Annotated in this window: 21 protein-coding genes; 9 read left to right on the top strand and 12 right to left on the bottom strand. The window is 42.8% G+C overall.

Features of this window, described 5'->3' with window-relative positions; all coding sequences use genetic code 11:
- Positions 1-9: 9 nt before the first annotated feature.
- The gene (gene ftnA, locus ACVBIO_RS09960; protein WP_447161065.1) at positions 10-537 is read right to left on the bottom strand and encodes a non-heme ferritin; all 528 of its coding nucleotides are present in this window, start codon (positions 535-537) and stop codon (positions 10-12) included.
- A 350-nt stretch (positions 538-887) separates the two neighbouring features.
- Here ftnA and moeA point away from each other — a divergent pair, with 350 nt between their 5' ends.
- The 3 genes from moeA (at position 888) to ACVBIO_RS09945 (ending at position 4,156) form a co-directional block, all read left to right on the top strand.
- Positions 888-2,132, top strand: a complete 1,245-nt coding sequence (moeA, locus tag ACVBIO_RS09955) for a molybdopterin molybdotransferase MoeA (RefSeq protein WP_447161064.1) — start codon at positions 888-890, stop codon at positions 2,130-2,132.
- Positions 2,133-2,169: 37 nt separating this feature from the next.
- Positions 2,170-2,940 carry a molybdopterin-synthase adenylyltransferase MoeB gene (gene moeB, locus ACVBIO_RS09950; RefSeq protein WP_447161063.1) on the top strand — a complete coding sequence of 257 codons (771 nt, stop codon included), beginning with the start codon at positions 2,170-2,172 and terminating at the stop codon, positions 2,938-2,940.
- Positions 2,941-3,322: 382 nt separating this feature from the next.
- Positions 3,323-4,156 (top strand): DUF333 domain-containing protein, encoded by an 834-nt coding sequence (locus ACVBIO_RS09945; protein WP_447169556.1) that lies wholly within the window; start codon positions 3,323-3,325, stop codon positions 4,154-4,156.
- A gap of 65 nt (positions 4,157-4,221) precedes the next feature.
- Here ACVBIO_RS09945 and ACVBIO_RS09940 read toward each other — a convergent pair whose 3' ends face one another.
- The 7 genes from ACVBIO_RS09940 to ACVBIO_RS09910 form a co-directional block, all read right to left on the bottom strand.
- Positions 4,222-5,001: a hypothetical protein gene (locus ACVBIO_RS09940; protein ID WP_447169557.1), complete on the bottom strand. Its 780-nt coding sequence runs from the start codon at positions 4,999-5,001 to the stop codon at positions 4,222-4,224.
- Positions 5,002-5,003: 2 nt separating this feature from the next.
- On the bottom strand, positions 5,004-5,483 hold the full coding sequence (locus tag ACVBIO_RS09935; RefSeq protein ID WP_447161060.1) for an RNA polymerase sigma factor: 480 nt from the start codon (positions 5,481-5,483) through the stop codon (positions 5,004-5,006).
- Between the two features lie 13 nt (positions 5,484-5,496).
- Positions 5,497-6,318 carry an HvfC/BufC family peptide modification chaperone gene (locus tag ACVBIO_RS09930; protein ID WP_447164166.1) on the bottom strand — a complete coding sequence of 274 codons (822 nt, stop codon included), beginning with the start codon at positions 6,316-6,318 and terminating at the stop codon, positions 5,497-5,499.
- Entirely contained in the window at positions 6,309-7,193 is an 885-nt protein-coding gene (locus ACVBIO_RS09925) for a DUF692 domain-containing protein (RefSeq protein ID WP_447164167.1), read from the bottom strand. The genes ACVBIO_RS09930 and ACVBIO_RS09925 overlap by 10 nt, the downstream gene beginning before the upstream one ends.
- Positions 7,193-7,477: a BufA1 family periplasmic bufferin-type metallophore gene (locus ACVBIO_RS09920; RefSeq protein WP_447161057.1), complete on the bottom strand. Its 285-nt coding sequence runs from the start codon at positions 7,475-7,477 to the stop codon at positions 7,193-7,195. Before ACVBIO_RS09920 ends, ACVBIO_RS09925 begins: the two co-directional genes overlap by 1 nt.
- 102 nt (positions 7,478-7,579) lie before the next feature.
- On the bottom strand, positions 7,580-7,966 hold the full coding sequence (locus ACVBIO_RS09915) for a thiol-disulfide oxidoreductase DCC family protein (RefSeq protein WP_447161056.1): 387 nt from the start codon (positions 7,964-7,966) through the stop codon (positions 7,580-7,582).
- Between the two features lies 1 nt (position 7,967).
- The gene (locus tag ACVBIO_RS09910) at positions 7,968-8,414 is read right to left on the bottom strand and encodes a DUF3429 domain-containing protein (protein WP_447161055.1); all 447 of its coding nucleotides are present in this window, start codon (positions 8,412-8,414) and stop codon (positions 7,968-7,970) included.
- Positions 8,415-8,558: 144 nt separating this feature from the next.
- Between ACVBIO_RS09910 and folX the strand changes: the two genes are divergently transcribed.
- From folX to folM, 3 genes are read left to right on the top strand one after another with little or no spacing between them, the layout of a single operon-like run.
- Positions 8,559-8,924 carry a dihydroneopterin triphosphate 2'-epimerase gene (gene folX / locus ACVBIO_RS09905; protein ID WP_447161054.1) on the top strand — a complete coding sequence of 122 codons (366 nt, stop codon included), beginning with the start codon at positions 8,559-8,561 and terminating at the stop codon, positions 8,922-8,924.
- 34 nt (positions 8,925-8,958) lie between these two features.
- Positions 8,959-9,597, top strand: coding sequence for a GTP cyclohydrolase I FolE (folE, locus tag ACVBIO_RS09900; RefSeq protein ID WP_447172499.1), 639 nt, complete (start codon positions 8,959-8,961; stop codon positions 9,595-9,597).
- Positions 9,598-9,610: 13 nt separating this feature from the next.
- Complete coding sequence (folM, locus tag ACVBIO_RS09895; protein ID WP_447172498.1) at positions 9,611-10,321, top strand: dihydromonapterin reductase; 711 nt, start codon at positions 9,611-9,613, stop codon at positions 10,319-10,321.
- A gap of 76 nt (positions 10,322-10,397) precedes the next feature.
- Here the strand turns inward: folM and gltS are convergent, their stop codons facing one another.
- From gltS to ACVBIO_RS09880, 3 genes are all read right to left on the bottom strand, one after another.
- Positions 10,398-11,621, bottom strand: a complete 1,224-nt coding sequence (gene gltS / locus ACVBIO_RS09890) for a sodium/glutamate symporter (RefSeq protein WP_447161051.1) — start codon at positions 11,619-11,621, stop codon at positions 10,398-10,400.
- Between the two features lie 152 nt (positions 11,622-11,773).
- Positions 11,774-11,935: a DUF2986 domain-containing protein gene (locus ACVBIO_RS09885; protein WP_447161050.1), complete on the bottom strand. Its 162-nt coding sequence runs from the start codon at positions 11,933-11,935 to the stop codon at positions 11,774-11,776.
- A 72-nt stretch (positions 11,936-12,007) separates the two neighbouring features.
- On the bottom strand, positions 12,008-12,760 hold the full coding sequence (locus tag ACVBIO_RS09880; RefSeq protein WP_447172497.1) for a glycosyltransferase family 25 protein: 753 nt from the start codon (positions 12,758-12,760) through the stop codon (positions 12,008-12,010).
- Positions 12,761-12,980: 220 nt separating this feature from the next.
- Between ACVBIO_RS09880 and ACVBIO_RS09875 the strand changes: the two genes are divergently transcribed.
- The 3 genes from ACVBIO_RS09875 (at position 12,981) to ACVBIO_RS09865 (ending at position 16,371) form a co-directional block, all read left to right on the top strand.
- A complete protein-coding gene (locus tag ACVBIO_RS09875) occupies positions 12,981-14,081 on the top strand; it encodes a glycosyltransferase (RefSeq protein ID WP_447172496.1) in 1,101 nt (366 codons plus the stop codon).
- Between the two features lie 234 nt (positions 14,082-14,315).
- Positions 14,316-15,368, top strand: a complete 1,053-nt coding sequence (locus tag ACVBIO_RS09870; protein WP_447172495.1) for a glycosyltransferase — start codon at positions 14,316-14,318, stop codon at positions 15,366-15,368.
- A gap of 235 nt (positions 15,369-15,603) precedes the next feature.
- Positions 15,604-16,371: a glycosyltransferase family 2 protein gene (locus tag ACVBIO_RS09865; RefSeq protein WP_447172494.1), complete on the top strand. Its 768-nt coding sequence runs from the start codon at positions 15,604-15,606 to the stop codon at positions 16,369-16,371.
- A 323-nt stretch (positions 16,372-16,694) separates the two neighbouring features.
- Here the strand turns inward: ACVBIO_RS09865 and ACVBIO_RS09860 are convergent, their stop codons facing one another.
- Positions 16,695-17,705 (bottom strand): CDP-glycerol glycerophosphotransferase family protein, encoded by a 1,011-nt coding sequence (locus ACVBIO_RS09860; protein ID WP_447172502.1) that lies wholly within the window; start codon positions 17,703-17,705, stop codon positions 16,695-16,697.
- Between the last annotated feature and the right edge of the window lie 3 nt (positions 17,706-17,708).

The following is a 17,708-nucleotide window of genomic DNA, read 5'->3' as shown; positions in this document are numbered from 1 at the left end:
ACTGGCGATTTATACTGCAGCGCTCGTCATTACACTTGCAGACTCTTCAACAGCCATCTGTGCCAAATCTTTATCGACAAAGAATAGCGCCTTGCCATCTTCACCCACTAGACGAATTTTATCGACGATAGACTTGAATAGTTTCTCTTCTTCGTGCTGCTCTGACACATACCACTGCAAGAAGTTAAAAGTAGAATAGTCTTGGTTAGTAAAAGCTGCATGAGCCAATTGGTTGATCTGCTTAGTGATCAATTGCTCATGTTCATAGGTGTATTCAAACAAAGCCAGTAGAGATGGAAAATCAGCCTGTGGTGCTTCGATAGTGCCTAATAATGGCATACCGCCAGTTTCACTGACGTAAGTGAACAAGCGATGCATATGACCCATCTCTTCGTCTGCATGAGCACGCATAAACTTAGCCGCCCCTTCAAAGCCTTTGTCTTCACACCATGCACTCATTTGCAGGTAAAGGTTAGAGGAGAAGAACTCCATATTGATCTGGTCATTTAACTGGTCAATCATCTTCTGGGCTAACATTGCAATTCCTTAGGGCTTTCGATTTATAAACGTCATTGTTATCAAGCTAGCAACTAATTGCAATAAAATTTACTTAAGTGACTGTTAATTAAATAATAATAGTTTTCATTTACAGGCTTCTCGGCTACCTTGTTAACCATTGTATTTAACAAAAAACCGAGTTAAATCAGGCTTAAGGCCTGTATTTCAACTCAAAGCAATAGAATCATAATTATCACGATTAATTATGCTTCTATTTTGATTGTGTTTAAAAACTGCCGCGCAGATCATAGCCATCTACATTCACCGTGGCATAATGCACTATATTCGTTTTTACTTAACGTTCCGATTCACGTCTCAAGGATAGATAGATGCAGACTCATGCAGATCCATGCTCGCAACCTAGCCTAATGCATCCCGATCAGGCTATCGTTAAATTACTAGAACAAGTAAAACCCATCACAGACTCTGAAGTCGTGACATTGCCACAATCATTAGGCCGAGTACTGGCTGAAGATCTTGCCTCGCATATCGATCTGCCCCCTTTCGATAATTCAGCAATGGATGGTTATGCCTTTAACTTTGCCGATCTAAGTGCCGATAAGCCACTTAAATTAATTGGCCAATCTTTCGCGGGTCACCCCTTTACAGGCGAGTGCATTCAAGGCGGTTGTATTCGTATCATGACGGGCGCACCAGTGCCAAGTGGTTACGATACGGTGCAGATGCAAGAAAAGGTCAAAGCTGACGGCGAACAAATTACCATCGCAGCCCCTAAAGAAAAGGGAGCCAACGTACGTTACCGTGGAGAAGAGCTCACAAGCGGTACTAAAGTACTGACTGCAGGCACCTTAATTGGCGCAGCAGAGATGGGTGTATTAGCCACCATAGGGGCAAGCCAGCTGCGTGTTAAGCGCATTGTTAAAGTCGCCTTTTTCTCAACCGGTGATGAACTTCGCCCTGTAGGTAGCGAATTGGGCCCTGGCCAAATCTATGACTCTAACCGTTATAGTATTCAAGGCTTACTGAGCCGCGGTAATATCGAGTGGATCGATCTGGGTGTTATCGAAGATGACAAAGAAGCGATTCGCCAAGCCTTTAAAACGGCTTCTGAATCTGCAGATATGGTGCTGACTTCTGGCGGCGTGTCAGTGGGTGATGCCGACTACACCAAGCAAATATTAGACGAAGAAGGCCAAATCACCTTCTGGAAGCTCGCTATCAAGCCCGGTAAACCCTTTGCATTTGGTCATTTGGGTGATGCCGTTTTCTGTGGTTTACCTGGCAACCCCGTCTCTTCAATGGTGACCTTTTACAAACTCGTTTGGCCATTGCTCAATAAGATGCAAGGATTACCTCAGACTAAGCCCGTCACTTTAACTGCCACACTAAAGGGTGAGATCCGTAAAGCCCCCGGCCGAGTGGAGTATCAGCGCGCAATTTTAAGCTATAACGCACAAGGCGATGCTGAAGTCGCTGTCACGGGTGGCCAAGGCTCAGGTATGCTGACATCAATGACACTGGCAAACTGCTTTATTATTTTAGCGCAAGATTGTGATGGCCTAAGTGACGGTTCTCACGTCACGGTAGAACCGTTTAATAGCGTGCTTTGCTAACCCAAGCACAACAAAACTAGCTTAAGAGATCAGATAGATGTCCACAGAACATGCAGCAACAGACGAAATACTGTCTGACGCTGAAATATTGCGTTATAGCCGCCAAATATCGATTAAGTCGATGGACTTTGAAGGTCAAGAAAAGCTCAAGCAGGCTAACATATTGATTATTGGTGCCGGCGGCTTAGGCTGCGCAGCGAGCCAATATCTAGCAGTGGCAGGTATAGGCTCAATGACCTTAGTGGACTTTGATACCGTCGAGATATCGAATCTACAAAGACAGGTATTGCATCAAGACGCCAATGTCGGCCAAGCTAAAGTGGACTCAGCCAAGCAAAGTTTAACGGCGCTTAATCCACATATTCAGATAGACACTATCAATGCTGTGCTAGATGATCATGAGATTGATGCATTAGTTGAGCAGCACTCAATAGTGATGGATTGTACCGACAATGTCGCCGTGCGTGAGCAGCTTAACCAAAGCTGCTTTAAGCATAAAAAACCACTCATATCTGCAGCCGCAATTCGCATGGAAGGCATGGTTACTGTATTTGACTATCAAGCCAATACCCCTTGCTACCACTGCTTTAGCCAACTTTTTGGTGAGCAGCAGCTTAGTTGCGTTGAATCAGGGATTTTGGCGCCAGTGGTCGGTATGATCGGTTGCTTGCAGGCGGTCGAAGCGATCAAGGTCATTGCCAATATGGGCCAGACCTTAGCAGGCCGCATTTTGATGATCGATGCGATGACGATGGAGTTTCGAGAAATGAAACTGCCAAAACAAAGCAACTGTAAAGTCTGCGGCTAGTTCTTTCTACAGGTCACTAGAAGCAGCTTAAAAAGCTGCTTCATTATTCTTTTATCTGCTTATATTCACAGTCTTTTCAGTAAACCTTTACTACTCTTATCAGTGAAATCTTCCTTTACGCTTAGCAAATGAAGAGTATAGTAATTCTACATGTAAGCTCACTAACGCTATATCAGAAGTGATAAAGGAGTATTTTTGCTGCCAACTTCTGCGCTCAATGAGTTCATAAGGGATCAATACACCTTTACTCATTCGGCTTGAATTAAGCATCAAGAAATAGCTCTGAGTTAACCCTCTTCTTTATATCGATTAGTATCAACCCCAGCTAAATCAACTCTGTGGAGAATGATTAGATATGAAAAAGCCCCTAATAATGAGTTTAATGATTACAACAGCTATGCTATTAAGTGCTTGTAATCCAAAAGAACCGGAGCCAGAACTTAGCCAAAAAGATGCAACTACACTCGCCAATCCAGCATCTATGTTTTGTATTTCACTCGGTGGCTATATCGTCATAGAAAATAACGACAACGGACAAGTTGGCTACTGTAATCTACCCGATGGCAAGCGCGTGGAAGAATGGACCCTTTATCGTGATTCAACCAAGCAAAGCCTAACTAAACCGCAGCTAGCCAACCCGGCTAGCGAAAACTGTATAGCACAAGGTGGCAAAGTAGATTTAGCAACTAGCATCTGCACGTTAGCTAACGGTGAAGAAGTCGAGCAGTGGACCTTATTTCGTCGCGACAACGAACAAGCGGCAGACTCTAGCAGTGCCCCCAACCCTGCATCAGAGTTTTGTATATCGCAACAAGGTAAGCTCAACATAGCCACCGGCATGTGCACCTTACCCAGCGGTAAACAAATTGAACAGTGGCAACTGTATCGTCAAAATCATGAACAAGCTGTTGAAACGACATACATCCCCAACCCTGCAACAGAATACTGTTTATCACTAAATGGGGAGGTTGACCCAGTGTCAGGGGTCTGTTCTCTACCTAACGGTGAAAAAATTGAACAATGGTCATTGTTCAGCAAGCACCAAAAACAATCTAAAAGTGAAGCAGGGATCTTAGACGCCCCTAATCCTGCGGCAGAATACTGTTTATCACTCGAGGGGAAAGTGGATTTAGCGACAGGGTTCTGCACTTTGCCAAGTGGCGAAAAAGTCGAACAATGGGCTCTTTATCATCGAGACCATAAAACCATCGACTAGTACTGGCTAAATCTATAAACCCAATAACTTAAGGCTCACTTTATTCGTCATCTCTTATGACAGATTTAGTGAGCCAAGCGAGCACTCGCCATCAATAGTCCTTTTTCTACCCAAATAGAGACTGCCACCCCCCTCGCTACTAGCTCAATAGGCAGGTCACCCGCTTCTATATTGGGCAATTCACCGTATAGCGCCCTATCGTACTGCACTTCATATAGAGTGATAGCTTGTCCTTGATCGCTGAACCGTATTTGAGCCGCGGTAAGGCCTTGAACTGAACAATAGCGACCGCCTAACATCTGCCCATTAGCTCCAATTCGACTCGAATTTACGATAGCAAAATCAAGTTCGGTGAAATATTGCCTTAAGGTAGAAAGTTGCTTAGTTTGCACCTCCAACGGCTTCATTTTGATATGATTTTTAGCCACTTCATCGGCAATCTTCCAACTCATGCTATTCGTTACAGCAAACGAATTCGGCCGAGTGGTGTTATCTTGCCAGCTCATATGCGGATACAACTGCACACCCAGCACTAGCAGTAATAAACTCGCAACCATACCAAGCATGAGTTTAAATCGATTACGGCTGCGGCCATCACGCGAGTTATCACTCTCTGAGTTACTATTACAGCTATAACGATGCGTGCCATCACAGCCAGATCCCTGTGCAGTATTCAAATCCGCTTGTTGATCCCGTGTTGCACATTCCTCTTCGACAGTTTGGTCAACGCTATCGAGCAGCGCTTCAATTTTATTAAGCCCAAGCTCACTGAGCATTTGCTTGTCAATATGGCGCTTTACCTGAGCTTTAAAGTTCATCTCGGCGGCATCGGTTTTATTATTCATCTTTATTGCCCCCCTGTAGTCAGAACGGGTTCACCGAGCACTATGTCGGCAGATTTCAATTTAATACGATGTAAACGCGACAAAATCGTGCCTCGGGGTTGGCCTAAGTCCTCTGCAATTTCTGCCGCGCTATAGCCTTCGAGCGCCCACAGATAGAGCACTTCTCTTTCTGCTGAATTAAGTTGTTCAAACAGATATTCGATAAGATCATGTTGGATTTCAATCTCTTCCAAACAGGTTTCGTCGAGCAGGGCTGGAGCATTATCATCTAGGGGTTCAAAGTCCACCAATTTAAGCCTACGACAATCATCAATAAATTGGTTACGAATAATTGCTCTTAGATAGGCTCGCAAAGAAACAGGCTTGGCACTGCATTTTAGCCAGCGCTCGATTGCGGTTTGCAGTAGATCTTCAGCTTGAGAGGAGTTGGCAGTCAAACAAAAACAATATCGATATAAGCTTTGCAGTAGCTCTCTGTCCATTCTAGTCAGCCAGTCATTGCTTGGTAGGCAAGTGTTTGGTAGCCAAACCTATTGCGAGTAAGTCAGTTACGGGCAAGCTAAAACCGCAGACCCATTGACGTTCAATCAACCCAGACAAGAGACTGAGATCGAGCTCAGAATTGGTAATTTGCGCCAAGGTTTGCCCAGATGCTATCCCTTGCAGTAAAAACATTTCAGCTTTACTGACTACACTCAATTGCACCTTAAATCTGTCTCGATATATCACCAGGTAATGAGGGCCTGAACCTGTGTATTCTTGTATGCCTTGCTGGGTATTATGCCTAGCCCACACCTGCTGCACCTGATACTGACACGTCAATAGCGCCACATCCGGCCTCAGTAACAATGTAACCTGCTGCTGCGCTGATTCACTAAGCTCCGCTAACGCCTCTAAACGACAATTTGTCGACTGCATAAATTCGTGCAAGTCCATGCTGTAATAGCTTTGATTTAACAACCACTCTAACTGAGCTAATTCTGGTAAATATTCTAAATCTTTAAAGGCTGCATGCTGACAGGTTTCTATCGCTAACCAATATGAAAAGTGTTGCCCGTATCGATTCAAATTGCAGTCCGCGAGAGGATATTGCTGGCAATAACCTTTTACCAACTGCGTAAAACAAGCTTCACCAACGACCAATTTGCAAACCGGAAAAACCAGTTGTAGGGCACTATTTAATGCCTGAAATGCGTTATTACGATAGATATCAACCCTATTTAGCTCTCGCTCATTAACAAGCTGAGTAAGCTTATTTGCATTCCCCTGTGGCTCAAGGGCATGAATAAAAGCCGACTGCCAATCTGCTAAGCGCATCGTTCACCTACCACATGTTTACCCATAGCCATCTCATCGTTAACGCGCTCTGTTGGCGCTAATCGTAAAATTTCAGCGGCTATTTGCTGCTCTTGCAGTAATCGCGCTAACGTCGGCAATTCGCTATCCCATTCAATCATGCTGGGGATAGGCCCGTGTTGCTGAATGTATGCGGTAAATGCCGCCCACACACTCGGAGCGACAGGGTGATTATGGGCATCAAGCAAGTAATCACCCTTATCATGAAAACCTGCAAGATGGATCTGCTTGACCCTTTCGACCGGAATAACGTCCATAAATGAGCGCAACGACTGATTGAGATTCACGCTAGTCACAAAAGCGTTATTAATATCGAGTAACAGGTAACAATCTGCCTCTTCCGCTATGGCCGCAATAAACTCCCCCTCACTCAGCTCATTATGACGACAGCTCATATAGGTAGACACGTTTTCGAGTAAAATCCTTTCACCCAAAAAATCTTGAGTCTGCTTAATACGCTGACTGATATGCATCACCGCCTCTTGGGTATAAGGCAATGGCAGTAGATCAGCCACTTTGAAGTCATCATTACCAGAGAAACTGGCATGTTCAGAATACCAATGGGCGCCACATTGCTGCTTTAAGGTTTTTATCTGTTGAAGGTAATCGAAATCAAGTGGACTGGGGCCACCTAAAGATAGGCCTACGCTGTGGAAAACCAACTCAAAGCGATCACTCACGGCATTGAGAAGATGTTGATTTAATCCCCCCTCTACTAGCCAGTTATCAACTAGCACCTCCAACCAGGGGATCTCTATGGTTTCGTCTGCGAGTAATGGTTGTACATGAGGGATGCGCAGGCCTATGCCTGCGCCCGCTATGCTTGAGGTAAGCACTAGCTTTTAGCCGGTTTAACGGCTTTGACTTCACCGCCAGTTATCTTGTCGCAAGTCCCTGCGGGGACATAAATCCATTCGGTAGACATATTGTCTTCTTTAGCTTGTCCCGCACAACCGTGGCTACCATCTAGGGCACCACAATCATTTGCCCCGGCTTTGGCCACCCCGGCACACTTTTCCCACTCTTTGGGCTGTTCCGGTACAGCTTGAGCCCCCATTGAGATGCTCGCAGCGAGAATACCTGCAACTGTTGCCCCTACGGCCGTTTTTGTCGATTTCATATCAGAATGTCCTTTTGATTGATAAGATGTTCATTAGCTATAACGAATCTAAATCGTTATTGATTGCATCAATGTCAAAATTAATTCTAGTCGATAAGAAAACTAGCGGGAGCAAGTACCGCTTTCGCAGCGCTGCTTGCCTGTTAACAAATATGAAATTCGATATCTGTGTTTTGCAAAAAAAAGATAGCCCAAATCAGCGACTGGCTTTATTAGAGGAGTTCTGAGCAAAGCAACCCAACGCCCCTTTCCAACGGCAGCCCAAGCCTGATAAGTCACATCTAAGCCTTTGATTAAAGTGCCGTCTGCAAGCTCAGCATGTAAGATTCGATTAGCCAATGCAGCATCAATATTGGGGAAGTTAATTTCAAAGTTGTGCTGATTGAGATCTTGCAGCTCAATATTATTGTGTTTATCTAACGCTTTTATCTGCTGCATTTCGGCATCACACAATGGACACAATGAGTCGTAAAATATCCTAAGTTTCATTTTAACCTCCAATCAATAGCTTTATTAGCATCAATAAATGAGTTAACAATGCCACGTAGGTCAGCCTAGTGCGCATTCTTTGATAACTGTTATTCACAGGTAGGTTGTCGCAGTTTTTTTCAATACTTAACAAGCTGAAATAACCGAAAGCCAATGCAATCAAGCCAACAATGGGCATAGAAAGTAATAGAGAAAACCAGGCTAAAAGAGCATAAAGATTACTGAGGATAAGCAGGTTACCTAGATTATCAACGGAATACAGAGATAAGACCCGCCCCCACAGTGTACCCGCTAGAAAACTAAGGATAGTTGCACTGTAGCTGATAAAAGCAAACTGAGGTTCAAACCAAGGCAATGACCAGTCAGCCCAAGTCATCACCGTCGCGATAATAAAAGGCAGTAGTCCCGCATAACCTAATCCTAGCCAAACCTGTTGATTACTTTTCATTGCAACTCTCTCTATTACATCACTACAAACCTGTACGAAAGAAACGCCATTTTAGATCTTCTGGTTTGACTCCTATGTAAACAGATGATCTAAATTACTGAATCTTACGTAATCAGCTCTATAGTTAAATGAAAAGGACGACTAATGACTGTCAGTATTGCCACCATAAAAATCACTAATTTACGTCTGCGAACCTTCATCGGCTTCAACCAAGAAGAGCGAGAGAAAATGCAAGATGTGGTGATCAACATTGAAATCCAATACCCGGCTCAGCATGCGATTTTGGAAGATGATGTAGAAGCTGCGCTCAACTACAAAAAAATCACTAAGGCCATCATCCAACATGTAGAGCAAGGACGATTTTTGTTGCTAGAAAAGCTGGTGTCCGATGTGCTTGAGATCAGTTGTGATCACTCCTGGGTGCAATTTGCGCGTGTCACAGTCGATAAGCCCCATGCTTTGCGATTTGCAGACTCAGTATCTCTAACACTTGAATATCACCGAGAGTAACATTTTGGCTGTTAATGCCATAAAGGAGTCAACGATGGACTTATCACAAGTAGAACAGGTGAAAAATGCCCTTATTGCTAAAGGCCTAGAAACACCACTTTTACCATCAGATATGAATACCCAGCAAAAGTATGATCGAATTAAAGGCTTGATGACTGAAGTGATATCGACCCTAGGGCTAGACCTTAGCGATGACAGCCTTTGCGAGACCCCACACCGCATTGCCAAGATGTACGTCAACGAGGTTTTTGCCGGTTTAGATTATGCGAATTTTCCTAAGATAGCCCAAATAGAGAACAAAATGGGCGTCGATGAAATGGTCAAGATCAGTAACATTAGTGTTGTCAGCACTTGCGAACACCACTTTATTACCATTGATGGTCTCGCCAAGGTGGCCTACATTCCAAAAGAGACCATCATTGGTTTATCTAAAATCAATCGATTAGTACGCTTCTTTGCTCAACGACCCCAAGTACAAGAGCGCCTAACCAAACAAGTGTTAGTTGCCCTACAGACTCTACTTGGAACAGCAGACGTTGCTGTTAGCATTAATGCCACCCACTACTGTGTAAAGTCGCGAGGTGTAATGGATACTCAATCACAGACACAAACAACGGCACTCGGCGGCTGCTTTAAATCGAACCCAGCCACCAGAATTGAATTTCTTAGATAAAATAGGCAGTCAAATGAGCGCAACCATTTTGATCACCGGCGTCGGCAAGCGCGTTGGTTTCTATCTAGCAAAGCATTTAGCCGAAGACGGTTACCAGGTTATCGGTACATATCGCACGCCACGAGCAACGCTACAGCAACTTGAAACGCTAGGCGTGCAGCTTTATCAATGTGATTTTTACGATACTGAACAAACAGAGAGGCTACTTAAGGACATTACGCACTCTTACTCAAGCCTACGGGCTATTATCCATAATGCGTCGGACTGGCTACCGGACACTGATGCGGCTAGCGCAATGGTAAGGATAGAAAAGATGATGCGGATCCACGCCACCACGCCATACGCAATCAATATCGCCCTCGCGCCTTTACTGCAAAAAAATGAACACCCCGTTGGCGACATTATTCATATCACCGATTATGTTGTCGACAAGGGCAGTAGCAAACATGCTGCATACGCTGCAAGCAAAGCCGCGTTGCATAATCTTACCCTCTCTTTTGCCGCTAAGTTTGCCCCCCAAATTAAAGTCAACAGTATTGCACCCGCCATGCTGATGTTTAACCCTGATGACGATGATAACTACAAGCAGAAGGCTTTGAACAAGGCGCTCATTAAACAAGAAGGCGGAGAAGCTGAGGCGCTCAAAGCAGTAAAGTATCTGCTAGATAGTCAATACATCACAGGGCAAGCAATCAAAATCGATGGAGGCCGTCATTTGGTCTAATCGGATCACACTAAATGAGCGTTTAAAAATAACAAAGGCACGCGCGAGCGTGCCTTTTTGTCGTTGATTTTTAGTGCTATAAAATAAAGCTGATATAGCCTTGCAGTACAATCAAGTTAACGATATCAATAAAGAAAGCACCCACAATTGGCACCACCATAAAGGCTTGTGGTGAAGGGCCATTGCGAGAAACAAGCGCTCCCATATTCATCACTGCGGTAGGCGTCGCCCCCATGCCAAATCCACAGTGACCTCCAGCAATTACAGCGGCATCGTAATCAGAACCCATTATTTTGAACGTAACAAAATAGGCAAATATCGCTAAAACAACCGTTTGTACCATCAAAATAATCAATAGCGGGATCGCTAAATCAAAAATTTCCCATAGCTTTAGGCTCATTAGCGCCATAGCAAGAAACAGCGACAAAGCAACGGTACCTAAAATATCTACGCACTCGTTATTCATCTTATAGCCGCGAGTCATTTCAGTCAGGTTGGTAATCATCACCCCTAGAAATAGCGCATAAACAAAGTCCGGCATCTTCAACCAGCTTATCTCAAAGCTTACGACTAAATGCCCAACCCATTTGGCTCCCGCCACACACAGCATAATAATAAACAGCGTTTCTAATACGCTCTTAGCTGTGACGTTATCTTCTTCGAGTTGGTCATACGTTACCAAATCAGGATGGTCTTTATGGTGGTTGCCACCAATGCCGTATGAAGATTCAAGCTTATGCTTATCGATTAACCTTTGTGCTACTGGGCCACCAATAATGCCACCCATGACTAAACCGAACGTCGCCGCAGCCATAGCAAACTCTAGCGTGTTCATATTGTAATGGTCGGAAAAAGTTTGTGACCAAGCAGCACCGGTGCCATGACCGCCAGAAAGCGTAATCGAACCAGCGACCAGCCCCATCAGAGGCTCTAAGCCTAGTGCCGTTGCTAAACTCACGCCGACAGCATTTTGCAAGATGATGTAAATAGAGGCTATGCCAAGAAAAATAAAAACTTTTTTACCACCACGAGCGAGCAGTTTATAACTGGCAGCCAGACCCACAGTGCTAAAGAACATCAGCATTAACGTATTTTGCATTGGCAAAGAAAACGCTAGGGTAATATTCTGAAAATGAAGAACCGTGATAACGGCTGCGACAACCAGACCACCGATAATAGGCTCTGGAATATTGTATTTTTTGAAAAAAGGAACGTGACGATTAACTGTGTGGCCGATAAACAAAACCAAGATGGCGACCAAAAACGATTCTAGTTCTCCGATTGAATATACTGTATTCATGTAACTCCTATCCGTTAGGTTTTGTAGTCAAAAAACCTACAAAACCAAAATTAGCCGGCTATTCTGGCACATTCATTAGGGTAAATAATATTAGCCGTGTCGGAATTATGGCATTTGGATCATGAAAAGCGACACATTGCGCAATAAAGAATCTACTCGCTGTCTATTTGTTCGGTTTTTTCGGCCTCTAGCGCTTCAAGTTTTGCTCTTTCTGCCTTAGAAATATACTTAGGCTTGCTGCTATTTTGCAATTTCGCATTGGCTTTCTTCAGCTTGCTCATGTGTTTTAAAGTGATTTTTTTTGTGCGGTTCATGGGTCTATATCATCAGTAATAAAGCTTAATTATAACAAGCAAGGCGCGTAACGCCGAATAGTTCGGCGTTAACTATTGAAGCTTTTTAAATTGAATTCGACGGCTAAAAATACGATCGACCTCACGCTTCAGTTTCTGCCCTATGGTCAACTTTTTCTTCGCTGGCAGTACTCTTTCACTATTTAAACTGCTGTGGAGCAGACTGCTTTTCTTATCAAGAATGTCATCTTGTGCACAAATCGCAGGCTGCAGTTGGTAAACATTCAGTTTGTTTGAGGTGATTATCTCCTCAAAAATAATTTTATCTATCGCTTCTATTGGTCTGAATTGGTGAATTTCATTCAACAGTTTACTCGCCATATTGCAACTTACGACATAACCTGCAGCGCCTAAATGCCTACCTTGCAACTTAAAGAGCTCTGTTCCAGAGCCGAGTTTATACCCTCCCCAAAACGCCCCCTTAGCAATATGATTAAACATCTCGAGCTTAATCAGTTCTACTTGTTCAGGGATCCAGCAGTCTGAACATAAATAATGATTTGCATTTTTACCTAGATGAATGTCATCTTCGAAAATAGCAGCAAACGGGATCGATTCATCTACGATTTTCTGAAGTATCGCAACATGGCTGAGTAAACAAGATAGCTCCCCTTTACTGAGCGTTGTCCCTTGAGTTGCTATCTGCAGGCGAATTGCTTCAGCTTCATTTAGATCCGGAGTTATTGCATCAAAAAATTCAAACGGGATAGCTTGAGAAGAAAACGCTTGATTGATATGAGCTCGCCTCTTTTCTTCAGTTAGTAAGCTTATAACGAAACATCTCATAATCTAACAACCATAATTCAATAGCATAATCTGCCAATGAGTATAATCGAATTAATGAGCAGTCTACATCAGAGAATTTAACCACCATAGCTCGAGGAGCAGCGAAATCAAGTTCCATAGCAACACGATATATTTAACAAGCTAATACATTTACTTATGTTCAAAAACTGCTCATCTGGTATCATTGCTAGCCTTAAAAAACCTTAAAGGCATACCTAGAATGAAAAAGATTGCTATCTTTTGCCACAATTTTTATGCCAACGGAACGGTCAAAGTTGCGCTAACTCAAGCAGAGATCTTGCATGAAGCAGGGCAAGATGTGCATCTGTTTGTTTTCCAGCAGGAGGGGGATTTCCCTCCGCCAAAACACGTCACTATTCATTATGTTTACCCAAATCAGAAAGCATTAACTCTGAAACAACAGCAGCAGCGCTTAAAGCAATGTGTTGAGGATGTCGAAAACACCAAGGGTAAATTCGACCTATTTCTGTCCAACTCTACGGACTGCGATACCGTTGTGAGTGGTTGCAACTTTGAGCCCTGTTATTACTTTTGTCATTGCGCGTTAAAACAAGAATTAATCATGGAACTCAAACGAGGGCCGGTTCACTTCTATCGACGTTGGTCAAAAGCAAAAGCTTTGATTGGGAAAAATATCATTACAGTGTCTGAAGGTATTGCCGATGAGCTACGCAATACCCGCTGGCTCAAAGCTAAAAGCATCCAAGCTATTTACAATCCTTTTAGAATCGAAGAGATAAAACGTAAAGCATTAGAAGCAAACAGTGAGATACCCAACGAGCCTTTTATGATCCATATTGGCCGGGTTACGCGACAAAAGCGCCTGGATATTCTGTTTAAAGCGCTGCAAGCTATGCCATCGGCCCCTAAGTTAGTATTGCTAACCAACAGGCCTGAACGCGCACGGAAAATTGCGAAAAAGTACAATGTTGAAAACCGCATTATCACGCCAGGTTTTCAATCAAACCCATACGCCTGGATAGCACGAGCAGAACTAATGCTGCTCAGCTCAGATTTTGAAGGTTTTGGCCTGGTGATTGCCGAGTCACTGATTTGTGGAACCCCAGTAGTCAGCACAGACTGCCCTTACGGTCCAAATGAAATTCTAACTGGAGAACTGGCTAAATATTTAGTCCCTCGCCGTCAGCCACAATTGCTAGCAGAAAAAGCATTAGCCTGTTTAGCTTCCCCTCCAACAATTAATAATCCAGAAATATTTAAAGTGATTAATAGTCAATATGTTGCGCAGCAATATATAAACTTGGCTAATGGAAATACTTACAAAATTAAAATCAGTTGACGCCCCTGCTAAGTTCATTAAGACAAACAACTTTAGTAGCTGGAAAATCACCAGAAGGATCAATGAAAAATGCACCATCGCGTAAAAAAGCCTATTTGTTCACAATTCACTTAGCCTATACAACCTCTAATGCAGCCAATCTCACTCTGGTTCCATCTTAGAACGAGTCGTAAGTAAATATCATATTCTATGTTATTATTGCCACCAATACCTCTTGCATTACGATTGCCATTGATGAAATATATCTTTGTTGTTAGACAGTTAGAAAACGGCGGAGCAGAAGCCGCTACGATTCTTCTGGGGAAGGAACTAGTCAACCGCGGCCATAAAGTAGAGATATGGAATACAGGCAATGAAGCACCTAGCTCTTTAGAAAATTGGTGTCACTGGGCTACCGTCAAACAAGTTAAAAAATTAAGCCTAATTAATTATAAAAAGCAAGACGATGAAGCACTTGTTTTAGTTGATAATGTTGGCCAAAGATATGTTGGTGTAGATCAAAGCATCTCTATTATACATAGCGATCGCACACGTAAATATAAACTGGCTAAATCATTCTTCAAACGTTTTTTAGAACGACTGAAAATAAAGCGCAAACTTGGCAATGGACATAACATAGTTATTTCGAAACAGCTGGGGATAGAGCTATCTCCATTTACCATTCATAAGCCAGTTTACATCCCTAATCCATTTGACAGTGAAAGAGTTAAAAAGCTCTCTCAGCAAGTTATAGAGTTTCCAAGCGACGAGCTGCCGGAGTCATTTATTGTACATATTGGCCGCTTCACCAAAACTAAGCAGCAAGGCTTATTACTATCAAGTTATCTCGGTAATCTACAACTTAACAAGAGCGCTGACTTAATATTTATCGGTGGCGAACAAAAAGCACAAAAACCACTCATGACACAAATTAAGAACGAAATTCAGTTAGCAAAATTGGAGCATCGCGTTCACTTTACAGGTGACATTAACAATCCATTTTCTATTTTATCGCATGCTCGCTGTTTAGTTTTATGCTCAAAAACAGAAACTATGGGTTATGTGCTATTAGAAGCAATGACTTTAAATATTCCGATTGTTTCAACTGATACCATTGGAGCGATAGAAGTTCTTGGCGCAGATTTTCCAGGAATTGTGCGTGAGGGAGAATCACTAGCTGAGCGCATAAATCACGCATTAACTTATCCGGAACAATACAGAAAATCACTACCAGAGGAATACCAACTAAAATACGCTGTCGATAAATTCCAAACCTATATCTCTGACTTCATTAGAAATAAGGCTTAGACTGCTTAAAAGTTAGACGCTAACTATTTTAACATCTGTCAAAGGCTTGTTAAACCAAACATTTCATAAATGAGAACAATTTTGATGGCGCAAGTTTATACGGTATAAACACTATCAAATTGTCTCCTTTAAAATTAAAGATCTATAATTTTATTACTTACAACTCTCCGCACTGACAGCCTGATAACGAACTAACTTCATTGGTGTCGCGCGCTCATAACTATCGATGACAATTATGAAAAAATATAGTTTATCCGTTATTCTAATCACTAAAAATGAAGCCGATCGTGTTGAGGCTTGCCTTAAGTCGATCATAGATATAGCTAATGAAATCATTGTTCTAGACAGCGGTTCGACCGATGACACAGTCAATATCTGTCAACAGTACACCAACAACATCACCATAACTGACTGGCCAGGATTTGGTAAGCAGAAGCAACGCGCACTCGATAAAGCCACTTGCGACTGGGTATTATCTATTGACGCCGATGAGGCATTAGATGATGAGATGAAACAGGCTCTCATAGCTCTATTGTCACAAGACAGCATCGAAGAAACATCGTACCGTCTTCCCTGGGGAGTCACGCTTTACGGCACGACCCTGAAACACGGCCGCAGCGCTCGTTCAGTTTTACGTTTGTTTCTTCGCCAAGGCTCTAGCTACACCCTTGATGAAGTGCACGAAACCGTGATCCCGGCGAAAGGCTCAGTGGGTAAGCTTAAAGGCCTGTTGTTACATTACACCCACAGAGATTATGGGCACGGATTAAACAAAGCCGCTCAATACGCATGGCTTGGTTCGCAAAAGTATGCTCGTAAAGGCAAAAAATCAAAAGGATTGGCACTGGCTCTACTTCGTGGAATGTGGACCTTTTTCCATATCTACTTTATTCGAAGAGGTTTTTTAGACGGCAGCGTAGGATTTATTGTTGCCATGACCTATGCGCAGGTGAACTTTAATAAATATGTTGGACTGTGGTTAATAGAGCAAGACCGAAGTTAACCATTACCTGCAAAGCTAATTATGAAGTCAAACAATAATTACTGATAAGTTTAGCCCGCTCCCTGATAGCCTTTACTACAAAATGCTTACAAACTTTATTACTATCGATATTAATTTTGCTCAAGCAATGCTTTAAATCAAAATAATCTAACTTTAGCTCCTGTATTCAGGAGCAATTCTCATCTAGTTCATTAACTGTAATAATCTAAACATCGTTTTTGTATAGAAAGTTCATTGTGCCAAAAATCATTCAAAGGCAAGTCAAAAGAGCTGAAGTGATAAAAATAATAAAAGTTCTTCACTCGCACACTTAGATATATTGACTAAAAAAACTTCCAATAGCCTAACTTTTTGCGCATCTTAAGATGACGCAACAAATTCATCGGTTTAGGCTTAAGATTTTCAATACCATTTTCAATCAGCTTGTCAGTTGCTGCAAGAACGCGCTCACTCGACTTACCATCTCGAAAGGGATGGATATCATCACAATACCGCTCAATCTCAGCCATAAGTTCTGGCGGACGACTCAATACCTTTTCTAACGCAGGTTCAATATCTTCAAGCACTTCGACATTAACAAGATGAGAGCTATTGGTCTGATTATTAAACGTCACTACAGGTTTACCCTGCAGCAGAAACATAATCAAAATCGATGAGGTATCACATAACATCACGTCGGCCGCTTTCAATAGCGGTAACACATTATCCGTTTCAACAAACGTCAAATTATCACTTTCAAGCGCTTTATATTTATCAACAATATCTTGATTCATCTTGGGGTGGAACTGCACCAACCAACGCCACTTTCCTTGCTGTGACAATGTTTTTATTTGCTCATAAACTACTGGTGCACAAGATAAACTACGAGAAAATGTTGAACAAAAAAGTATAACAGGTCGGGAATCGCCCTCTACATCATAGGGACGCTCTAAGCCTTGTTGAAACATAGGATCCAGCGTCGGCCAGCCTGTTTCAGCAACCTTAAAGGTGCCAAACTTTTCGGCAAGCTCTTCAAAAGGCAACGTCGTTGCAGGCCCTTGAGTGCAGTAGAGATCGAAACAATCACGAATTTCAAAGTGGTCTTCACGACCTCTATGGTTCATTTTTCCCGCGTTAAAACCATGAAATACACCGACTTTAATCCCAGGAATAAAGCGGGGAACCACATTACCAGGAACGAATACCGCATCAGGCTTCCAAGATTTAACTTCTTCAATGGTTAACAATCGCTTCTCTGTTGCAGTCAAGAAGACAGGATCGACCTCATTGCCCTCTAGAAACCAACAGGCTTCATCGCCTCTCGCCTGTATTACAGCTTGCAACGGCCTTAACATGGC

The sequence above is a fragment of the Shewanella sp. 0m-8 genome (assembly GCF_052977265.1).
This window is presented reverse-complemented; position numbering and strand designations above follow the sequence as displayed.